Below are 16,371 nucleotides of genomic sequence, written 5' to 3' on the forward strand. Positions count from 1 at the left end.
CAGAACATCCGTTCGGCACCATCAAACGGATGATGGCAGGCGGACGCTTCTTGACCAGAAACCTCAAGGGCACCAGAACCGAAATGGCCCTCTCCGTGCTCGCCTACAACATCATGCCCACCATAAACATGACATCAAAGCCCGCATAGACCCAGAAACCAAAAGAGGCTCCGGTCAAACCGGAGCCTCCAAACGTTTCCACACGGGCTGTTTCGGGGCGCCTTTTTTTCATATCATCAAACGCACGATTGCCTGGAATCAAAATCCCCGGCGTTTAGCCGGGGATTTTCAGTATCCTTGTTTGTCCGGATCCTAGCTCAACCGGCCCGCGGCATGGGCCAACATAGTGTAGACCTTGCCGGTATCCGAGGTGAGATAGGATTGCGTGACGGTGCGATCGCGATCTGTGCGGGCAACGTCGGCAAGCAGCTTTTCGAAATCGGCGATGTAGCGATCGACTGCTGTGCGGAATTCTGGCTCGCGGTCGTACTTGCGCTTGATTTCGTCGAAGGTCTGCTGGCCCTTCAGCGTGTAGAGACGACGGGTGAACACGTCACGTTCACCGCGCTGATAACGGCGCCACAGGTCGACCGAGGCGTCATGATCGATGGCGCGAGCGATATCGACTGACAGCGAGTTCAGCGACTCGACGACGTGACGCGGGTTGCGAGCTGCCGGAGCGGCTGGCTGTTCAACCTGGGCACGCGGCGCGGCCTGACGCGCAGGCGGCAGATCTGCGTTCTCGTCGCGAGAGGCGCCGCGCAGCAAGTCGCTGATCCAGCCGCCGCCGGCTGCCGTTTCCTGGCGGGCAGGTGCGGGCGTTTCAGTAGGGCGCTGCGGCTGGACGGCCGGGCGTTCGACAGGGATCGAACCGCGAAGACCGAGCGTCTCGATCGAAGGCTGCTGCGGCTGCGGCGCCGGTTGCTGGACGCTCTGCTGCGGTGCCGGCTGAGGCTGAGGAGCRGGCTGCTGCGGCCTCGGGGCGGGAGCGGCGGCCACCGGTGCGGGGGCTGCTGCGGGCTGCGGGCGCGGTGCCGGCTGTGCATTTGCCAGGGCGCGTGCTGCGGGTTCTGAGATTTCCAGCTGCTGCGTCGAACGGCCGACGATCTGCGAGATGTCCTGCAGCGCCTTGATCTGTTCCGCCACGGCGCGACGCATGGCAGCGGCGCTTTCCTTGGCTTCTTCCGGCAGATCGAATGCGCCGCGCTTCAGCTCGCTGCGGGTCAGGTCGAGTTCGCGACGGATATCGCCGGCCGAACGACGGATCTCGTCTGTGGCGCCGGCGAAGCGGCCGATCGCGTCATCGACTGCGACACGCAGGGTTTCGCGAAGTTGTTCGGCGGCACCGTCGGAGGTCTTGCCGGCTTCGGCAAACATCCGCTCGACTTCCGACAGAGAGGAGGTCAAGCCACCGCGCAGGCGGTTGGTGAGATCGTTGGAGCGGCGCTCGGCGTTGGCGAAGCTGCTTTCCATCGCCTGGCTTGCTTCCTCGCCGGCCTTCTGGAGAGAGCCGCGCATGTTTTCCGCTGCATCCTCGGCACGCTTCTCGGCGTCGGAGAGAACGCGGCCGATGTCCGCGAAGGAAGACTGCACGCTCTGGCGCAGATTGCCGGTGACCTGGTTCGAACGCTGTTCGGCGCGATCGAAGGCGGTTTCCACCATGGAGCCGAGGGCGCGCATGGTGTTCTCGATCTCTTCCGAGCGCTGAACGAGGCCGACGGCCAGATTCTGCAGCGCCGTCTCGCGTTCTTCCAGCGTCGATACGAGGTTCGACTGGGCGGCACCAAGGAGATGGGAGGCCTGTGTCAGTACCTTGGAGTGGTCGTCGAAGCGGCCGACGATGCTGCCGACTTGCGACAGGGTCTGGCCGGTGATCTCAGACAGCTTGTCGACCTTGCCTTCGAGGAGACGGCTGGAAGCCGAAACCATCTCGCCGGCCTTTGCAGCGGAGTCGGCGAAGCGTGCCGATGTTGCGCTGAGACGATCGTCGACGCTTGCGAACTCGGCTGCAGCATTGGAGAGCAGGCCGGTGATAGCGGAGTTATTTTCCGCAAGACGGGCGATGATGCCGTTGACGCTAGCGAGCAGGTTGTTTTCCAGCGCGCTGACGGTGCCGACTGCATGCTCGGTGCGCGATGCGATGGCATTGATCAGAGCGGCGTTTTCGGCGCGCAGGCGCTCCGTGCTTTCCTGCGCCGCCGCCGTGATGAGCGCTGCCGCTTCCTGGCCGGTTGCTGCATAGCGGTCGACGATCGGGCGCGCCTTCTCGTCGATCAGGCGAGACAGTTCGGTGGAGCGTCCGGCCAACATCGAGTTCAGTTCGCGGGTGCGTTCGTCGAGCGACGTGCGGATCGAGGAGCCGCGTGCTTCCAGTGCATTGTCGACATCGGCGAGTGTGGCGTCGATCTCGCGGGCACGGTCTTCCAGCGAGCTACGAATAGCCGTGCTGCGCTCTTCGAGGGCACGCTCGACCTGAGACATGGTGGAGGCGATCTGTTCGCTGCCGCCGGCAAGCGTATTGCGGATGGCTGCGCCACGGGCTTCCAGCGACTGCTCGGCTGAAGAAAGGGCCTGTGAGATCGTGTTGACCTGGTTGCTGACGAGGCCTTCTGCTTCCGCAACCTTGTTGACGATCGCGTTGCCGGCCTCTGAGAAGGTCTGCGCAACCGCAGCCGCCTGGCTTGCCAGCCGGTTCTGCGTTTCCGAGACGCGGCTGACGAGGTCGTCGGAGCGTTCTGTCATGGCGCGGGTGAAGGCATCGCTGCGGGTGCCAAGGTTTTCGGCAAACTGCTGGCCGGTCTGGGCAAGCAGGTCGGCCGTGCGGGTCGCCTCGCTGTCCATGCCCTGAGCTGCATCGGCAACGGCAGTGCGCAGTGTCGTCGCGAGGTTGGCAGCCTTGCCTTCGATCGTGCGGTTGACGGCTTCGAGACCGAGATTGAGGGCACGATCCATAGTGGCCAGGCGCTCTTCGATCCGAGCCGCAGCCTCGTTGCCGCTGCTGTCGATTCGGGCCGAGCCGGTTGCCAACGTGTCCGAGAGGCGGTTGCCGGACGCGTCGACCTGGGCGGTGACACCGGACACTCCCTCATGGATGCGGTTTTCGAGGGCAGAAAGGCTTGCCTCGACACGCGAGCCAGTTTCAGCGAAGCGGCTGTTCATGCCGTCGATCGACTGATTGAGGTTGGACGAGAAGGTATCGGCCGAGCGAGCGATATCACCCGCGGCCTGCTGAATGCGGCCGGCGATATTGCCGGCACCGCTGTTCAGACGCTCTTCGAGGATCTTGGCACTGTTGTCGATCGTCTGGCGCAGCGAGGCTTCGCGGTCTTCGAGAGACATTTCCAACATGCTGGCGCTGGTTGCGATCGACGTACCGATGTTGGTGGTCTGCTCAAGCAGCGTATTGTCGATCTGGGCATGGGCATCGCGAAGCGTCAGGCTGATCGCGTTGCTGCGATCCTCCAAAGTGGAGCGCATGCGCTCGTAGGCAGAGGCAAGGTTCTGATCCATTTCGGACAGGCCCGTACCAAGCGTATTTTCAAGCTGGCGCGTCGTGTTGCCAAGAACATTTTCCATCCGATCGGCGTTACTGCCGAGCAATCCGGAAAGGGATTCCGTGTGGGCGACAAGCGAGCGATCGAGGCGATCCTGATTTTCGGAGTAGGCAGCGCGAATGGCATCCGCATTGTCGCCAAAGGCGCCTGCGACGCGTGCTTCAGCGCCTGAGACGCTGTCGAGCAGGGCGTTGGCGCGCGATTCCAGAGCGCTTTCGAAGCGGTTCTGGTTTTCGGCGAGAGAGATCGCGAAAGCCATGCTCTTGTCATCGAGCGTATTGGTTAGCGCGTCGTGGCCGCTGGTTACCGTGTTTGCGATGGTCCGAGCGCTGTTGGCCAGAGTTTCCTCGAGCTTCGCCTGGTTTTCCGAGAGCGAGATTGCCAGCGCCATCGTTCTGTCGTCGAGGCTGTTGACGATCTTGTCGTGGGTTCCGGCCACGGTGCTGGAAAGCGCGTCCAACCGGCTCGAAAGCGTGTCTTCGAGGCGCGACTGGGTATCGGAGAGCGAAATGGCGAGTGCCATCGCCTTGTCGTCCAGAGCATCGGCCAGGGCAGCATGGTTGTTGGTAAATGCGCTGGCGATGGCTTCGGCGCGATTGGCAAGCGTCGCCTCAAGGCGGGATTGGCCGTTCGTCAGAACATCCGAGAGCGCTCTGGTCTTGCCGTCCAGTGTATCGGCGACGCGCTCGGCATGGCCGGAAACGGTGTCTTCAAGGCGGGATTGGGTTTCCGAAAGAGCAATGGCAAGCGCCATCGTCTTGTCGTCCAACGTGTTTGTAACGCTTTCGGTGTGACTGGAGACGGTGCTTTCCAGGCGAGCCTGGCTCTCGGCCAGTGCGACGGCCAAGGCCATCGTCCTGTCGTCGAGCGCATTGGCCAGGGCGGCATGATTGCCGGCAAACGCCCGGATGATCTCTTCGGCGCGATTGGAAAGCGTCTCCTCAAGGCGGCTCTGTCCGCTGGTGAGAGCTGCGGCGAGGGCGCCGGTTTTGCCATCCAGTGTATCGGCGACGCGCTCGGCGTGGCCGGAGACGGTTTCCTCGAGGCGAGCCTGGCTTTCGGAGAGAGCGATCGCCAGCGCCATTGTACGGTCGTCGAGCGCGTTGGTTACGCTTTCCGCATGTCCGGAAACGGTGCTCTCCAGGCGTGCCTGCCCTTCGGCAAGGGCGCGAGCCAGAGCTCCGGTCTTGCCGTCGAGCGTTGCTGCGATGCGCTCTGCGTGACCGGAGACGGCTTCTTCAAGACGCGCCTGGTTTTCAGAGAGTGCGATCGCCAGGGCCATCGTCCTGTCGTCAAGCGCATTGGTCACACTTTCCGCATGGCCGGACACGGTGCTTTCCAGGCGAGCCTGACCTTCGGAGAGGGCGCGCGCCAGCGCTCCGGTCTTGCCGTCCAATGTCTCGGTGACGCGCTCGGCATGGCCGGAAACGGTGTCTTCGAGGCGAGCCTGGCTTTCGGAGAGAGCGATCGCCAACGCCATGGTACGGTCGTCGAGCGCATTCGTGACGCTTTCCGCGTGACTGGAAACGGTGCTTTCAAGACGGGCCTGACCTTCCGCAAGAGCGCGGGCGATGGCCTTGGTCTTTTCATCCAGGGTGCCGGCCACCTGCTCGGCATGTCCGGAGACCGTATCCTCCAGCCGCGACTGGCTTTCGGAGAGGGCGATGGCAAGCGCCATCGTCTTATCGTCTAGCGTATCGGCGATCTTGCCATGGGTATCGGCGAGTACGCCGGTGATGGCATCGGAGCGGCTCGCCAGCGTATTTTCCAGGCGAAGCTGGTTTTCGGCCAGTGAGATCGCCAGCATCGAGGTGCGCTCATCGAGCGCGGCAGTCAGATGCTCATGCGAGCCGCTGACGGCGCTGACGATACCTTCGGAACGCTCGGCGAGCGTCTTCTCGAAGCGCGACTGATTGTCGGCCAAAGCGCCGAACAATGCGCTGCTGCGCGAGGCCATGACGGCGTCGATGCGCTCATGGGCAGAACCCAGCGCCTGCGTGATTTCGCTGGTGCGCGAAGAGAGCGTGTCGTTGATCTCGGCGGCGCGGCCCGTGAAGGCCGTCGTGAGTTCTTCGGTGCCGCTCTGAAGCGCGGTGGTGACGTCCCGGGTCACACCCTGCACAGCATTGGTGAAAGTGTTTGCGTGGGTCGACAGCGCGGAATGCAACTCGCCTGTGCCGGAGCTGAGGGCTGACGAAATTCCGCTGGTGGCGTTTTGGAGCGCAGAAGTGATTTCCCCGGCTCTGGAACCGATTGCGCTTTCCAGCACTTCCTGGCCGGTGGCAAGGGTGGTTGCGAGAGCAAAGGACTGATCCGTGAGGGACGAGCCGAGACGCTCGATGCTTGAAGTCAGAATGCCTTCGAGAGCCTCGGAGTTGCTGCCGAGCGATTGATTGATGCGGGCGAGGCTTTCCGAAAGCTTGCTGTCCAGCGTGCCGGCGCGCTTGTCGAAGGCCGAGGTGAATTCCGAGACGCGTTCGTCGAAAGTCGTCGAAAGCTGCGCGATCGTCGACTGGAAGCGTTCATCGAAGAAGCCGGAGCGCAGGTCGATGTCCATGATGGCATCGTCGGCCGTCGACTGCAGGCTCTGGCGAAAGCTCGCGCCCTTTTCGTCGAGGGACGAATTGAGCTTGGCAAGAACATTATCCAGTGTGCCGGTGATGGAGCGTTCGCCGCCCGTCAGGCTCTCGCTGATTTCGCGGGTGCGTGCGACCAGCGTTTCGTTCAGCTGGCGGGCACGATCGTTGAGCGCGTTGTTCAGCTTTTCCGTGTTCGCGTCGAGCGTGGATGCGCGGGTCTCGAACTGGCCGAGCAGTTCCCTGCCGCGCTCGCTCAGCGTCGATGACAGCGCATCCAATCGGGAGTCGAATTCATGGCTGAGCGCCAGGCCGGAAGCGTTGAGGTTCTGCAGGAGGCTGTCGGTCTTGGCCGAAAGCAGGGTTCCGAGCGCCTGGACGGCAGAATCCGACTTCTCCATCAGCGCCGCAGCGCGCGTATCGATCATGGAGGCAAAGGCTTCGCCTGAGGTGGAGAGGCGCACCGCGATCTCTTCGGTCGCAAGCGACAGGTCTTCCTTGATCTGATCGTGAACGCCTGCGATCGACGAACGGATCCGCTCGGCGTGGTTGACGATCGCGTCCCGCTCGGTACCGAGTTCGTGGACGAGACCGCGGACACGCAATTCGTTGTCGGCGTAGCTGCGTTCGAGCGCGTTGACTTCCGAATGGACGAGGGTTTCCAGTTCGGTGGCGCGTGCGATGGTCCGCTCGATGCCTTCGTTCATCGCGGATACTTCGCGACGAACGGCCTGACCGACCGTCATGATGCGCTCGGAGGCAACGGTTTCGGGTTCGACGAGGCGCAGGGCGACTTCTGCCATGGAGCGCGCGGCATTGCGCATGTCATGCGCTCGCGAAATCATCATGCCGAAGGCGTAGAACAGCAAAACCGGAACGACGACGCCGACAATGCAGGCGATGACACCGGGGAGGGCCGCTAGATCGGCAATCGAGCGAATGTTGCGGATCTGCTCTCCATAAAGAAGGAAGGCGAGGCCGGCGCCACCGATGATCCAGAACAGCGAGAAGATCGTCGCGTTGCGGACAGCATGGCTCTGCGAGCCGCCGTCGAGCGCCTTCAGGATGCTGGCGGGGCTTGCCCGGTTGCCGTCGTTGGCGGCTGCCAGGTTAGGGCTCTTTGGCGCCTCGGCGGAGCGGGGCGATGCGGCCGGGGCGGCTGCGCTGCGTGCGCCGGCGGTCTTGCGAGCGGCATCGTCCATGGTCTGCTTGATCGGCTGTTTTGGCGGCTCAGACACTTTTCGCTCCGGGACATCAGGCGCAGGGCCGCTGCGAGACTCCAAGTTCTCGTCACTGAAATCGATCTGCAATGCTTCGTCCAACGCCTGGAAGGCTTTGTCCTCGACCGACTCGATGTACTTCTTGTTCGCCATGCGGTTACGCCTCGTTACAAACTCACTCGGGCCTGCCGTGTCGTTTCCGGTAATTCCGCCGCGTCCGGAAAAGACGAACCCTGCCTCCCGTGGGGGGCTCCGCCTCCGGTCGAAACCGGTATTGGAATTCCCATTACATTTCAGAGTGGATAACTGGTTTTTCAAACGGATGTTATGAAAACATTACCATCATCCACTTCCTGGGCAAAGGCATGTGCCATCTACCCATTTCACCAGTATCGTAGTGACACATTCCCCCAGTCATGACAATTAATTCCACCTTAAATACAGTGGATCGTTAGGGTCACGTTAACCCTCTTTGCACGTTCAACGTCATGAAAATCCAAGATTTTGAGCATGTTTAATGCACGTTAACCATGTCTCGAGTTTTACGCCCTCAATGTGCCAAAATTTAACTCGATGGCCATGCCCAGGCCGCAAGTATAGGGCGGGTCGCTAATATAGTAATAGATAAAGGACGGGAGCGTTGGCACATGGCAGCATCGAATATTGCATTTGAATCTCCGGATAACTCGCGGGGACCGACCCCCGCGCAGACGAAGGCAATCGATCTTGTTCATCTCGGAAAACAGACGATGGGCGACAAGGCACTCGAAGTCGAGGTGCTGCAGATGTTCGCCCGGCAGGCTCGTTCCTGTCTGCAGGAGATCGGCAGCGGCGACGCCAAGCGTATTCATGCCGCGTCCCACAAGCTGACAGGTGCGGCGAGCGCCGTCGGTGCGTTCCGCGTCGCGGATGCCGCTGCTGCGCTCGAAAGGAATGGAAGCGACGCCGCTCAAATGGCGGCTGTCACCACCTCGGTGATCGAGGCAGAGAACTTCATCCTCAAATTGTCACGCTGAAGCCTTCGCTCCGGCAATCAGTAAATGCTTGCGCCGCCAGACGGGCAAAACCGTTTCGGCGGCGCAAATGTTGACTGGCTAGACGATTTGTTGGAAGTAAAATTCAGGATCGTTCTTCATTCACGAATTTCGGAATTCACTGACATGACCAAACTGACCATCGTCGCCTTCGACGGCACACGCTTTGACCTCGATGTCGACAACGGATCCACCGTAATGGAGAATGCCGTGCGCAACTCCGTTCCGGGCATCGAAGCCGAATGCGGCGGCGCGTGCGCCTGTGCCACCTGTCATGTCTATGTCGATGAGGAATGGACGGAGAAGGTCGGCAGCCCCGAGGCGATGGAAGAAGACATGCTCGACTTCGCCTTCGACGTTCGCCCGAACTCGCGCTTGTCCTGTCAGATCCGGATGAAGGCTGCCTTTGACGGGCTCGTCGTCCATGTGCCGGAACGTCAAGCCTGAGATTTTCCGGCGCTGATTGGCTGCCAGTGTTTTTCCTGCCGGTCTGTCGGATACTGAGGTTGGCGCCCGTACCAAAAAGATGCCCCGCTCAGCTGGTGCAGCGAGCGAGGCGAGGCGGGCGCATCACCACAGGCAAGGGAGGAAACACCTGCGGCTTCAGGACGCGCCAGGAGAACACTTAGCGCATGCTTTGAAAAACAAACCCCAGACTGCGCCGAACACTGAGATAACCTGACGGCGCAGGCACTCAAAAATCGTTCCGTTTCGAGATATTGTCCGCTCTTTAGAATCAGTTGGTACATCTATCTCTATGCTTGATAGAAAAAACCTATTTCAGATTCTCGTAAAGTTCAAAGAACGAAAAAACGGGACGATTCACAGATATAGTGGCGGTTTTCCCACAGAGGGCGGGCTTCCGATCATCATTCCCACAGGGATGAAGCTCTCGCAGATGAATTATTGGCTATTCTGCCGGCTGCGATAATAGAGCAGTCTCCGCATACGGCTCTGGAAGTTGATCGCCTCGACGCGATCGAAGCGCGCCTGATCGGCATCATGCCGATCTGTTTCTCTTGCGGTGACCTCGTTTGCCCGTTCCTGAAGCGTGTCGCAATCGGTCGCCGGCGGCAGCGCCAGGATCTGCTGTTCCATCTGTCGCGCATGCTGACGGGCGATCTCGACGTGCCGGTCTTCATGGCGACGAATGTCGGCCGTCAGCGTATCCCAGATCATCGACAGCTGCTTGTTTGCACCGCGCCTGTCACGCCAGCGTGGCAGGATGATCTCGGTGTCGACCGTGACCTTGACGCCCGAGATGTAGCAGCGGCCCTTCGCCTCGCTATAGGTCGCGTTGCCGCCGAAGCGAATTTTGGTGGCGCCCGGATGATGGCTGCTGGAGCCCATCGCAAGCGGACCGCGCTGGTTCAGCGACGCGTCGATTTCGTCGGCGGTGCGGCCCTTGATGTCGAAATAGGAAATGGATTTGCGGGCGACTACTTCGGCCTTGGCTATTTCAGGCAGGCACAACGCGAGCAGCAATGCACACGAAATACTGAACTTTTGGGATGCAAGCGGCATTCGTGTCGCTACCATGTTGAACTTCGGCGAACCTTGCGGCATAGCCACTGTGAGCGCAATATCAAGCGCAAGGTTTTTTCATTTTCAATGGGATGGGACAGTTCTTGACGGAGCTTCGCAGCCACATCTGGCATGTCGCACATGGCCGCAGCATCGAGGTCGGCAAGCAGAGCCTGATCATGGCGATCGTCAATGCGACGCCGGATTCCTTTTCCGACGGCGGGCATTATGAAGCTGTCGATGCAGCTGTTTCCCATGCGCTCGCCTGCGTCGAGGACGGAGCTGCCATTATCGATATCGGCGGCGAATCGACTAAGCCGGGCGCTGATGCCGTTAGCGCCAGCGAGGAGCAGGGGCGGGTGCTGCCCGTCATTGAGGCATTGCGCGGCAAGACCGACGCATTGATTTCGGTCGACACTTACCGCGCCGATACGGCCCGGCTGGCGATCGGCGCGGGAGCGCATATCGTCAACGATGTCTTCGGGCTGCAACGAGAGCCTGATATCGCTGACTTGGCGGCGCAGACAGGAGCGGGGCTATGCATCATGCATACCGGCCGCGACCGGCAGAAGCTTCCCGATGTAATCGACGACCAATTGCTGTTCCTCAATCGCTCGCTCGACATTGCAGCCGCGGCGGGCGTCAGCAGGCAGAATATCGTGCTCGATCCCGGTTTCGGCTTTGCCAAGGAAAGCGCCGAGGAAAATCTCGAGCTGATGGCGCGTTTCAATGCGCTGCTCCGGTTCGAGCTGCCTCTTCTGGTTGGCACGTCGCGCAAGCGGTTTGTCGGTACGATCACCGGGCGCGATGCGGGGGATCGAGATGCGGGTACGGCGGCGACAAGCGCGATATTGCGTTTGCAGGGAGCTGCCCTGTTCCGCGTGCACAATGTCGCAATCAACAGAGACGCGCTGGCGGTTGCTGATGCTATTCTCAGGACGCGCGCGAGACTTAAAGCATGATCCCGAAACATGATAGGGAACGGTTTTCGGACGCCGTCGTGCCTGTTCGAAACGGAGGGACGCCATGAGCGCTGTGACATATACTATTACTCTACAGAATTGCGCATTCTTTGCCCGACACGGTGTGCATGACGAGGAAGAATTCCTCGGACAGCGCTTCTTTGTCGATGCCGAACTCGATGTGGAGGCCGGCGACGCGTTAGAGCGCGATTCGATCGACGATACCGTCAACTACGGCATCGCCTTCACGGTTATCGAGGAAATCGTTACCGGTCGCCGCCGATATCTGATCGAGGCTTTGGCGCTCGATGTGGCGAAGGAGCTGTGCCGGCGTTTCCCCAGCATTCGCCGGGCTAAGATCACGGTGCGCAAGCCCAATGCCCCAGTGCCCGGCGTTCTCGATTACGTACAGGTGAGCGTTGAGCACTTTGCCTGAAGGTACTGCGATGCGTGCGACGCTCGGTCTGGGCGGCAATCTTGATAATCCGGTGCGGGCAATGACGCTTGCCTTGCGTGCCATCGATGCGCGCGACGATTGCCATGTGATTGCGGTGTCGCGGCTCTATCGCACGCCGCCATGGGGCAAGACGGATCAATCCTTCTTTTATAATTCTTGCACGGCAATCGATACCACGCTTACACCGGAAGCATTGCTCGACGTCTGTCTCGACATCGAACGTCAAATGAAGCGGGTCCGGATCGAGCGTTGGGGACCGCGCACGATCGATATCGATATCCTGACTTATGATGATCTGGTGCAAGCCGAGCCGTTGCTCATCATTCCGCATCCGCGCATGACCGAGCGTGGCTTTGTGCTGATGCCGCTTGCCGATTTTGCCGGGGATCTCGTGGTCGGAGGCCGGGCCATCAATGAGTGGCTCCAGGACGTCGAGATTGAGGGAATTGAAGTCGCCGATCAGAGCCAGGAGTGGTGGCGGTCGGCCTGAACGAGGATGAACGAAAAAGCAACGGTGTTAGGCGTCAAGCACCGTTGCCCGATGATCGCGCATTCTCGCGTTGAGGATGATGATCATCCTGCGCATGACAGCGACGAGAGCGACCTTTGCGGGTTTGCCTTTGGTCTTTAGGCCCTCGAAGACGGCCTTCATGCGGGGATCGAAGCGGATGGCCGGTAAGGCGGCAATGTAGAGAGCGTCTCGCACCGGCTTTTGACCGCCTGCGATCATCCGCTTGCCGCGCATCAGGCCACTGTCGCGGTTGACCGGTGCAACACCGACCAGCTTGGCGATTTGCCCCTTGTCCATCAGCCCCTTGTCCATCAGCCCGGCGATCAGGAAGCATGCGGTTCGCAGGCCGATGCCCTTGAGGGACATGAGAACATGCGCCTTGCCAGCAAGGTCTTTGTCCGACGTGAGGCAAGCCTCCATTGCATCGACCACCGACTGGCGCTGCTGCAGCAGGAACGCAAGCGTCTCCTCGATCCACGCCCTTGCCCTGGCATCGGTCCGAGCGCCGAGCTTCTCGCGCCGGTTCTTTTCCTGGACGATCATATGCGACAGCTGCCTGTAGCGCGACACCAGATCGAACAGCCTCGCCTGTGCCGGTGAGGGTGCCATGAGAACCTTGGTTTCCATACGTCTGGCATAGTCGGCCAGGACGAATGCATCGATCGTGTCGGTTTTCGACAGCTGGCCGCAGGCACGCGCGAACTGTCTGATCTGCTTGGCATTGACCTTGGCGACCGGCAGATGAGCGGCCAGTAGGGCATCCACGACGGATCGCTCGTAACCGCCTGTCGGCTCCAGAACCAGGCGTTCGACGCCATCCAGCCGCGCGAGCAAGGCGATGAACCGGGCAATGCCGTCAGTATCGTTGGAGAAGCTTGCCGAGTGTCTGTCGGGAAGCACGCAGATGTCGAACGACGATTTCGATATGTCGATGCCGATAAAACGACTAGTATAGGTCATGAGGCTGTAGTCTCCCATATACGCGAGCGCGTAGCTCTCTCAACGGTTCGACGAAGCCTCGAAATGCGCACAGGGTTCTGCATTTTTACGAACGAAAGTTCAGGCCCGGCAAGGACCAACCACTATACGCATCGTCATCACGGTGCTGCGATCACCCCAATGACAAACGAGGCCGGTGCATCATAGAATGCACCGGCCTCGCAATGTATAAGGCCGGCAAATAGCCGGCCTTCGACCATGGTGCTGTGCGCCCTAATTACTGGATCGATCCCACCGCTATCGGGTCCACATCGGCACGCTTCAGAGTGACGCCGATAACCGGTACCATCTGCTCTCCGACCTTGACCGAGATCGTGACGTTCATCGATTTGCTGTCAGAAACCCGGGCGATCATGGCGCCGTTCAGTTTCTGTCGGTTGAGGCCGAGAACCACCGTGCCGTCATTGACCGTGCCGGAAGTGACGTCGAGGCCCTTTCCGGCTGCGCCATCCAAGAATTTGCCGGAATAAGAGCCGCCGCTTTGCGTAATCTCCGCCGACATCGGCTGTTGGAAGACGCCGACGCGGCAGGTGCCGTCGAGCTTCACGCCGGCGCCGCTGCCATCGATTGCTTTGCCCGTGAGGCTGCAGGTGAACTTCGTACCCTTGTATTTGCCGGCGACGATTTCCCCCGGACCATTCCACGAGCCGGCGACCGACTGGAAGAATGCCTTGTCGCGGGGAGCCGCTTCGGCAGAGTGCACGCAAACACCGGCGGTGAGGGTCGCGGCGGCGAGGCTGCTTACAAGAAGAAATTGACGCGAAAACATGGGCATTCCCTAGCGAGGCGGAACCGTAAAACTGGTACTCACTTTTGCCTGATAATGGTTAATGCTTGGTTTCTTGCGCCTTGCAAGGCCGGCTTCGCAAGCGTTTACGTTGTGGAACGGCCGGTTACATTCGGTGTGAGATCACCGGCGAAGTCGGCAATGCCGGGTCGCTTGAGCGCCTTGAAGGCGAGCGGCCTGCACAGATCCATGGCCGCGATTCCGATTCGTGCCGTCATCATGCCGTTGACGACGCCTTCGCCGAGTCGCGCCGAGAGCTTGGACGCAAGACCATGGCCGATCAGTTGCTGAACGATGCTATCACCGACCGCGATCGACCCGGTGACGGCCAAATGGGCGAGCACATCACGCACCAGCCTGACCATTCCGAGCGTGCCTGGTCTTCCGCCATAGAGTTCCGCCATGGCGCGCACCAGTTTGGCCGCCTCATAGAGAACGTAGAGGATGTCGACGAGCGCACGGGGGCTGACGGCCGTAACGACCGAGACGCGCTTTGATGCACCGAGGATGAGTGCCCTTGCGCGCCGGTCGAGAGGGCCGAGGAGCTCGCGCTCCGCGAGGTCGATCAGCTGCGGCGCATCGATGATGTCATCCTCTGCCGCCTTCAGCGTTGCGCGGCCCCTCGCTGTTTCAGGATTGGCCTCGAGAATGACGCAGAGGCGCTTCACCAAGGCTTTCGCTCGCGCCGGTCGCGTCTCCAATACGGCTGCTTCCGCCTCGGCCTTGATCGTCTGCACGGCGGCGAGCCGCATCATGCCCGCCGTTTCCCTCACGACGATCGCGAGCACGGCGAGAATGCCGATAGCGACCGCGGCAAGGGCCGTATAGCCGAGCCAGTCGGCGCGGCTGAACAGATTGCGGATGAGCTGATCAGTCCAGAGGCCGAAGGCAAGCGATATGAGAATGCCGAGCGCGCTTAAGGCAACCTTGCCGAAGGAAAAGCCGCGGCGGCGCGGTTTTGCCTCAGCGGTTCCGGCAAATGCCGGGTCGAGGGCCGGATTGAGGAACGGATCTTCCTCATCCGGGGTGAGTACGATTTCCGTATCGAAGCTCTGCGGCTTGCGGCGTACGGTTTCGGGGGGGGCCTTGGCGCTCGTTTCGCTCGGGTCTAGCGCAAAGGCTGCCGGGCGGCGGGCGGTCCCGCCGGGTTCGTTTGCGGTCGGCTTCGTCATGCGAGACGGTCTCCGAACAGGAACTGCATGGCGCGGTCGAGCCGAATGTGCGGCACAGACAGTTTGATGCCACCATTGGCTTCGTCTAGCTCCGGCGGGCGGAAGCGGATGACATTCACCTCCGGCAAGTGGACCTTCGCCCCATCCGATTCAAGGGCTTCGAACAGCCAATGCGGACTGGTGGGGAGGTCGCCGGGGAATACGGCCGTCTTGCGGTTGCCGTCGAAAGTCTCGCCGGCAATCGTTTCCCTGTCCATCGGCGTGCCGACGATGACGGGAAGCGTCTCACCGTCGCGCGTGACCGTCGCCTCGCGTGTGGCGCGCACGGAGGCGATTGCCATGACTTCGATGCCGGCACCCGCCATGCCGATCCGCTCGATGGCGCGCTCGACGAGACGGCGGGTCAAGGTCTCCAGCCGGTCGTGGCTTTCGTGATGGAGGTGGTCGGCCTTGGTGGCTGCCACCAGCACGCGGTCGATGCGCCGGCCGAGCAGCGACGAAAGCAGGGAATTATTGCCGGGACGAAAGCAGGCAAGCACATCCGTCAGTGCGCGTTCGAGATCCTGCACGGCTTCCGGACCGCGATTGATGGCCTGCAATGCATCGACGAGAACGATCTGGCGGTCGAGGCGGGCGAAGTGTTCGCGAAAGAAGGGTTTGACCACGACCGATTTGTAGGCCTCGTAGCGGCGCTCCATCATCGCCCAGAGCGAACCCTTTGGCGCGGCGCCTTCTGCCGGAAGTTTCAGCGGTGCGAAGGTGAGGGCGGGCGAACCATCGAGATCGCCGGGCAAAAGGAAGCGACCGGGCGGCAGCGTCGACAGCGAGCGCTCGTCGGATTTGCAGGCCTTCAGATAATCGGCAAAGGCAGTGGCAAGGTCCCGTGCAGCCATTTCGTCGGCCGGCGCGAGGATATCGGCCCTTATGGTTGTCTCCAGCCAGTGATGCGATAGTTCGGCGCGGATGCCGGTATTCGCCAGAGCGAGGGTTTCCTCGCTGAACGTGCGGAAATCCTTGCCTAGCAGCGGCAGGTCGAGCAGCCATTCACCCGGATAGTCGACGATGTCAATGGAAAGTCGGCCGGGGGAAAACAGCCGGTTCCAGCCACTGGCGCTTTGATAGTCGAGTGTGATGCGCAGTTCGGAGATCGCGCGGGTCGAATCCGGCCATATGCGCTCCTTGACCAGCGCGCGGATATGATCCTCGTATTGAAAGCGCGGCACGGCATCATCAGGTTGGGGCTCAAGCCGAACAGCCGAAACACGGCCGGACTGCACCGGTTCGAACAGCGGCAGGCGGCCGCCATTCAGCAGATTGTGCACGAGCGACGAGATGAATACGGTCTTGCCGGAACGCGACAGGCCGGTCACTCCCAGCCGAATTGTCGGGTTGACGAGCCCGGCGGCACGATCCGCAAGATTGTCGAAGGCGATGAGAGCGTCGTCTGTGAAGGAGGTCAGGCTTGGCGACAAGGCGGGATCCCTGGGTGGCAGCGTGACCGGGAATATAGGAAGTAAAGCTTGCGCAGAAAAGATGAGCGATCGGCAATGCTGCACCTGCTCGGTGCAGGACGGC

Annotated in this window: 11 protein-coding genes and 1 pseudogene; 6 read left to right on the top strand and 6 right to left on the bottom strand. The window is 61.0% G+C overall.

What is annotated here, in order from left to right:
• Positions 1 to 149, top strand: a pseudogene (locus tag QD461_RS28635) (IS5/IS1182 family transposase); the annotation flags it as partial.
• A 163-nt stretch (positions 150 to 312) separates the two neighbouring features.
• Here the strand turns inward: QD461_RS28635 and QD461_RS28640 are convergent.
• A complete protein-coding gene (locus QD461_RS28640) occupies positions 313 to 7,503 on the bottom strand; it encodes a hypothetical protein (RefSeq protein ID WP_414090625.1) in 7,191 nt (2,396 codons plus the stop codon).
• Between the two features lie 494 nt (positions 7,504 to 7,997).
• Between QD461_RS28640 and QD461_RS28645 the strand changes: the two genes are divergently transcribed.
• Together QD461_RS28645 and QD461_RS28650 are read left to right on the top strand one after the other, a co-directional pair.
• Complete coding sequence (locus tag QD461_RS28645; protein ID WP_184704073.1) at positions 7,998 to 8,366, top strand: Hpt domain-containing protein; 369 nt, start codon at positions 7,998 to 8,000, stop codon at positions 8,364 to 8,366.
• A 144-nt stretch (positions 8,367 to 8,510) separates the two neighbouring features.
• Positions 8,511 to 8,831 (top strand): 2Fe-2S iron-sulfur cluster-binding protein, encoded by a 321-nt coding sequence (locus QD461_RS28650; protein WP_414090626.1) that lies wholly within the window; start codon positions 8,511 to 8,513, stop codon positions 8,829 to 8,831.
• 456 nt (positions 8,832 to 9,287) lie between these two features.
• On the opposite strand, the gene QD461_RS28655 is transcribed toward QD461_RS28650, so the two are convergent.
• Positions 9,288 to 9,908: a DUF922 domain-containing Zn-dependent protease gene (locus tag QD461_RS28655; protein WP_414090680.1), complete on the bottom strand. Its 621-nt coding sequence runs from the start codon at positions 9,906 to 9,908 to the stop codon at positions 9,288 to 9,290.
• A 92-nt stretch (positions 9,909 to 10,000) separates the two neighbouring features.
• Between QD461_RS28655 and folP the strand changes: the two genes are divergently transcribed.
• The 3 genes from folP to folK all read left to right on the top strand — a co-directional run bounded on the left by folP (position 10,001) and on the right by folK (position 11,817).
• Positions 10,001 to 10,870 (top strand): dihydropteroate synthase, encoded by an 870-nt coding sequence (folP, locus tag QD461_RS28660; protein WP_414090627.1) that lies wholly within the window; start codon positions 10,001 to 10,003, stop codon positions 10,868 to 10,870.
• 64 nt (positions 10,871 to 10,934) lie between these two features.
• Positions 10,935 to 11,306: a dihydroneopterin aldolase gene (folB, locus tag QD461_RS28665; protein WP_184704081.1), complete on the top strand. Its 372-nt coding sequence runs from the start codon at positions 10,935 to 10,937 to the stop codon at positions 11,304 to 11,306.
• Positions 11,299 to 11,817 carry a 2-amino-4-hydroxy-6-hydroxymethyldihydropteridine diphosphokinase gene (gene folK / locus QD461_RS28670; RefSeq protein ID WP_414090681.1) on the top strand — a complete coding sequence of 173 codons (519 nt, stop codon included), beginning with the start codon at positions 11,299 to 11,301 and terminating at the stop codon, positions 11,815 to 11,817. Before folB ends, folK begins: the two co-directional genes overlap by 8 nt.
• Positions 11,818 to 11,844: 27 nt before the next feature.
• On the opposite strand, the gene QD461_RS28675 is transcribed toward folK, so the two are convergent.
• The 4 genes from QD461_RS28675 to QD461_RS28690 form a co-directional block, all read right to left on the bottom strand.
• Positions 11,845 to 12,798: an IS110 family transposase gene (locus QD461_RS28675; protein ID WP_414090628.1), complete on the bottom strand. Its 954-nt coding sequence runs from the start codon at positions 12,796 to 12,798 to the stop codon at positions 11,845 to 11,847.
• A 256-nt stretch (positions 12,799 to 13,054) separates the two neighbouring features.
• Entirely contained in the window at positions 13,055 to 13,606 is a 552-nt protein-coding gene (locus QD461_RS28680; protein WP_414090629.1) for a hypothetical protein, read from the bottom strand.
• Positions 13,607 to 13,710: 104 nt separating this feature from the next.
• Positions 13,711 to 14,796 carry a YcjF family protein gene (locus QD461_RS28685; RefSeq protein WP_414090630.1) on the bottom strand — a complete coding sequence of 362 codons (1,086 nt, stop codon included), beginning with the start codon at positions 14,794 to 14,796 and terminating at the stop codon, positions 13,711 to 13,713.
• A complete protein-coding gene (locus QD461_RS28690) occupies positions 14,793 to 16,268 on the bottom strand; it encodes a YcjX family protein (RefSeq protein WP_414090631.1) in 1,476 nt (491 codons plus the stop codon). Before QD461_RS28690 ends, QD461_RS28685 begins: the two co-directional genes overlap by 4 nt.
• Positions 16,269 to 16,371 lie beyond the last annotated feature (103 nt).

It is taken from the genome of Rhizobium sp. BR 314 (assembly GCF_047445805.1).
GTDB lineage: Bacteria > Pseudomonadota > Alphaproteobacteria > Rhizobiales > Rhizobiaceae > Rhizobium > Rhizobium lusitanum_B.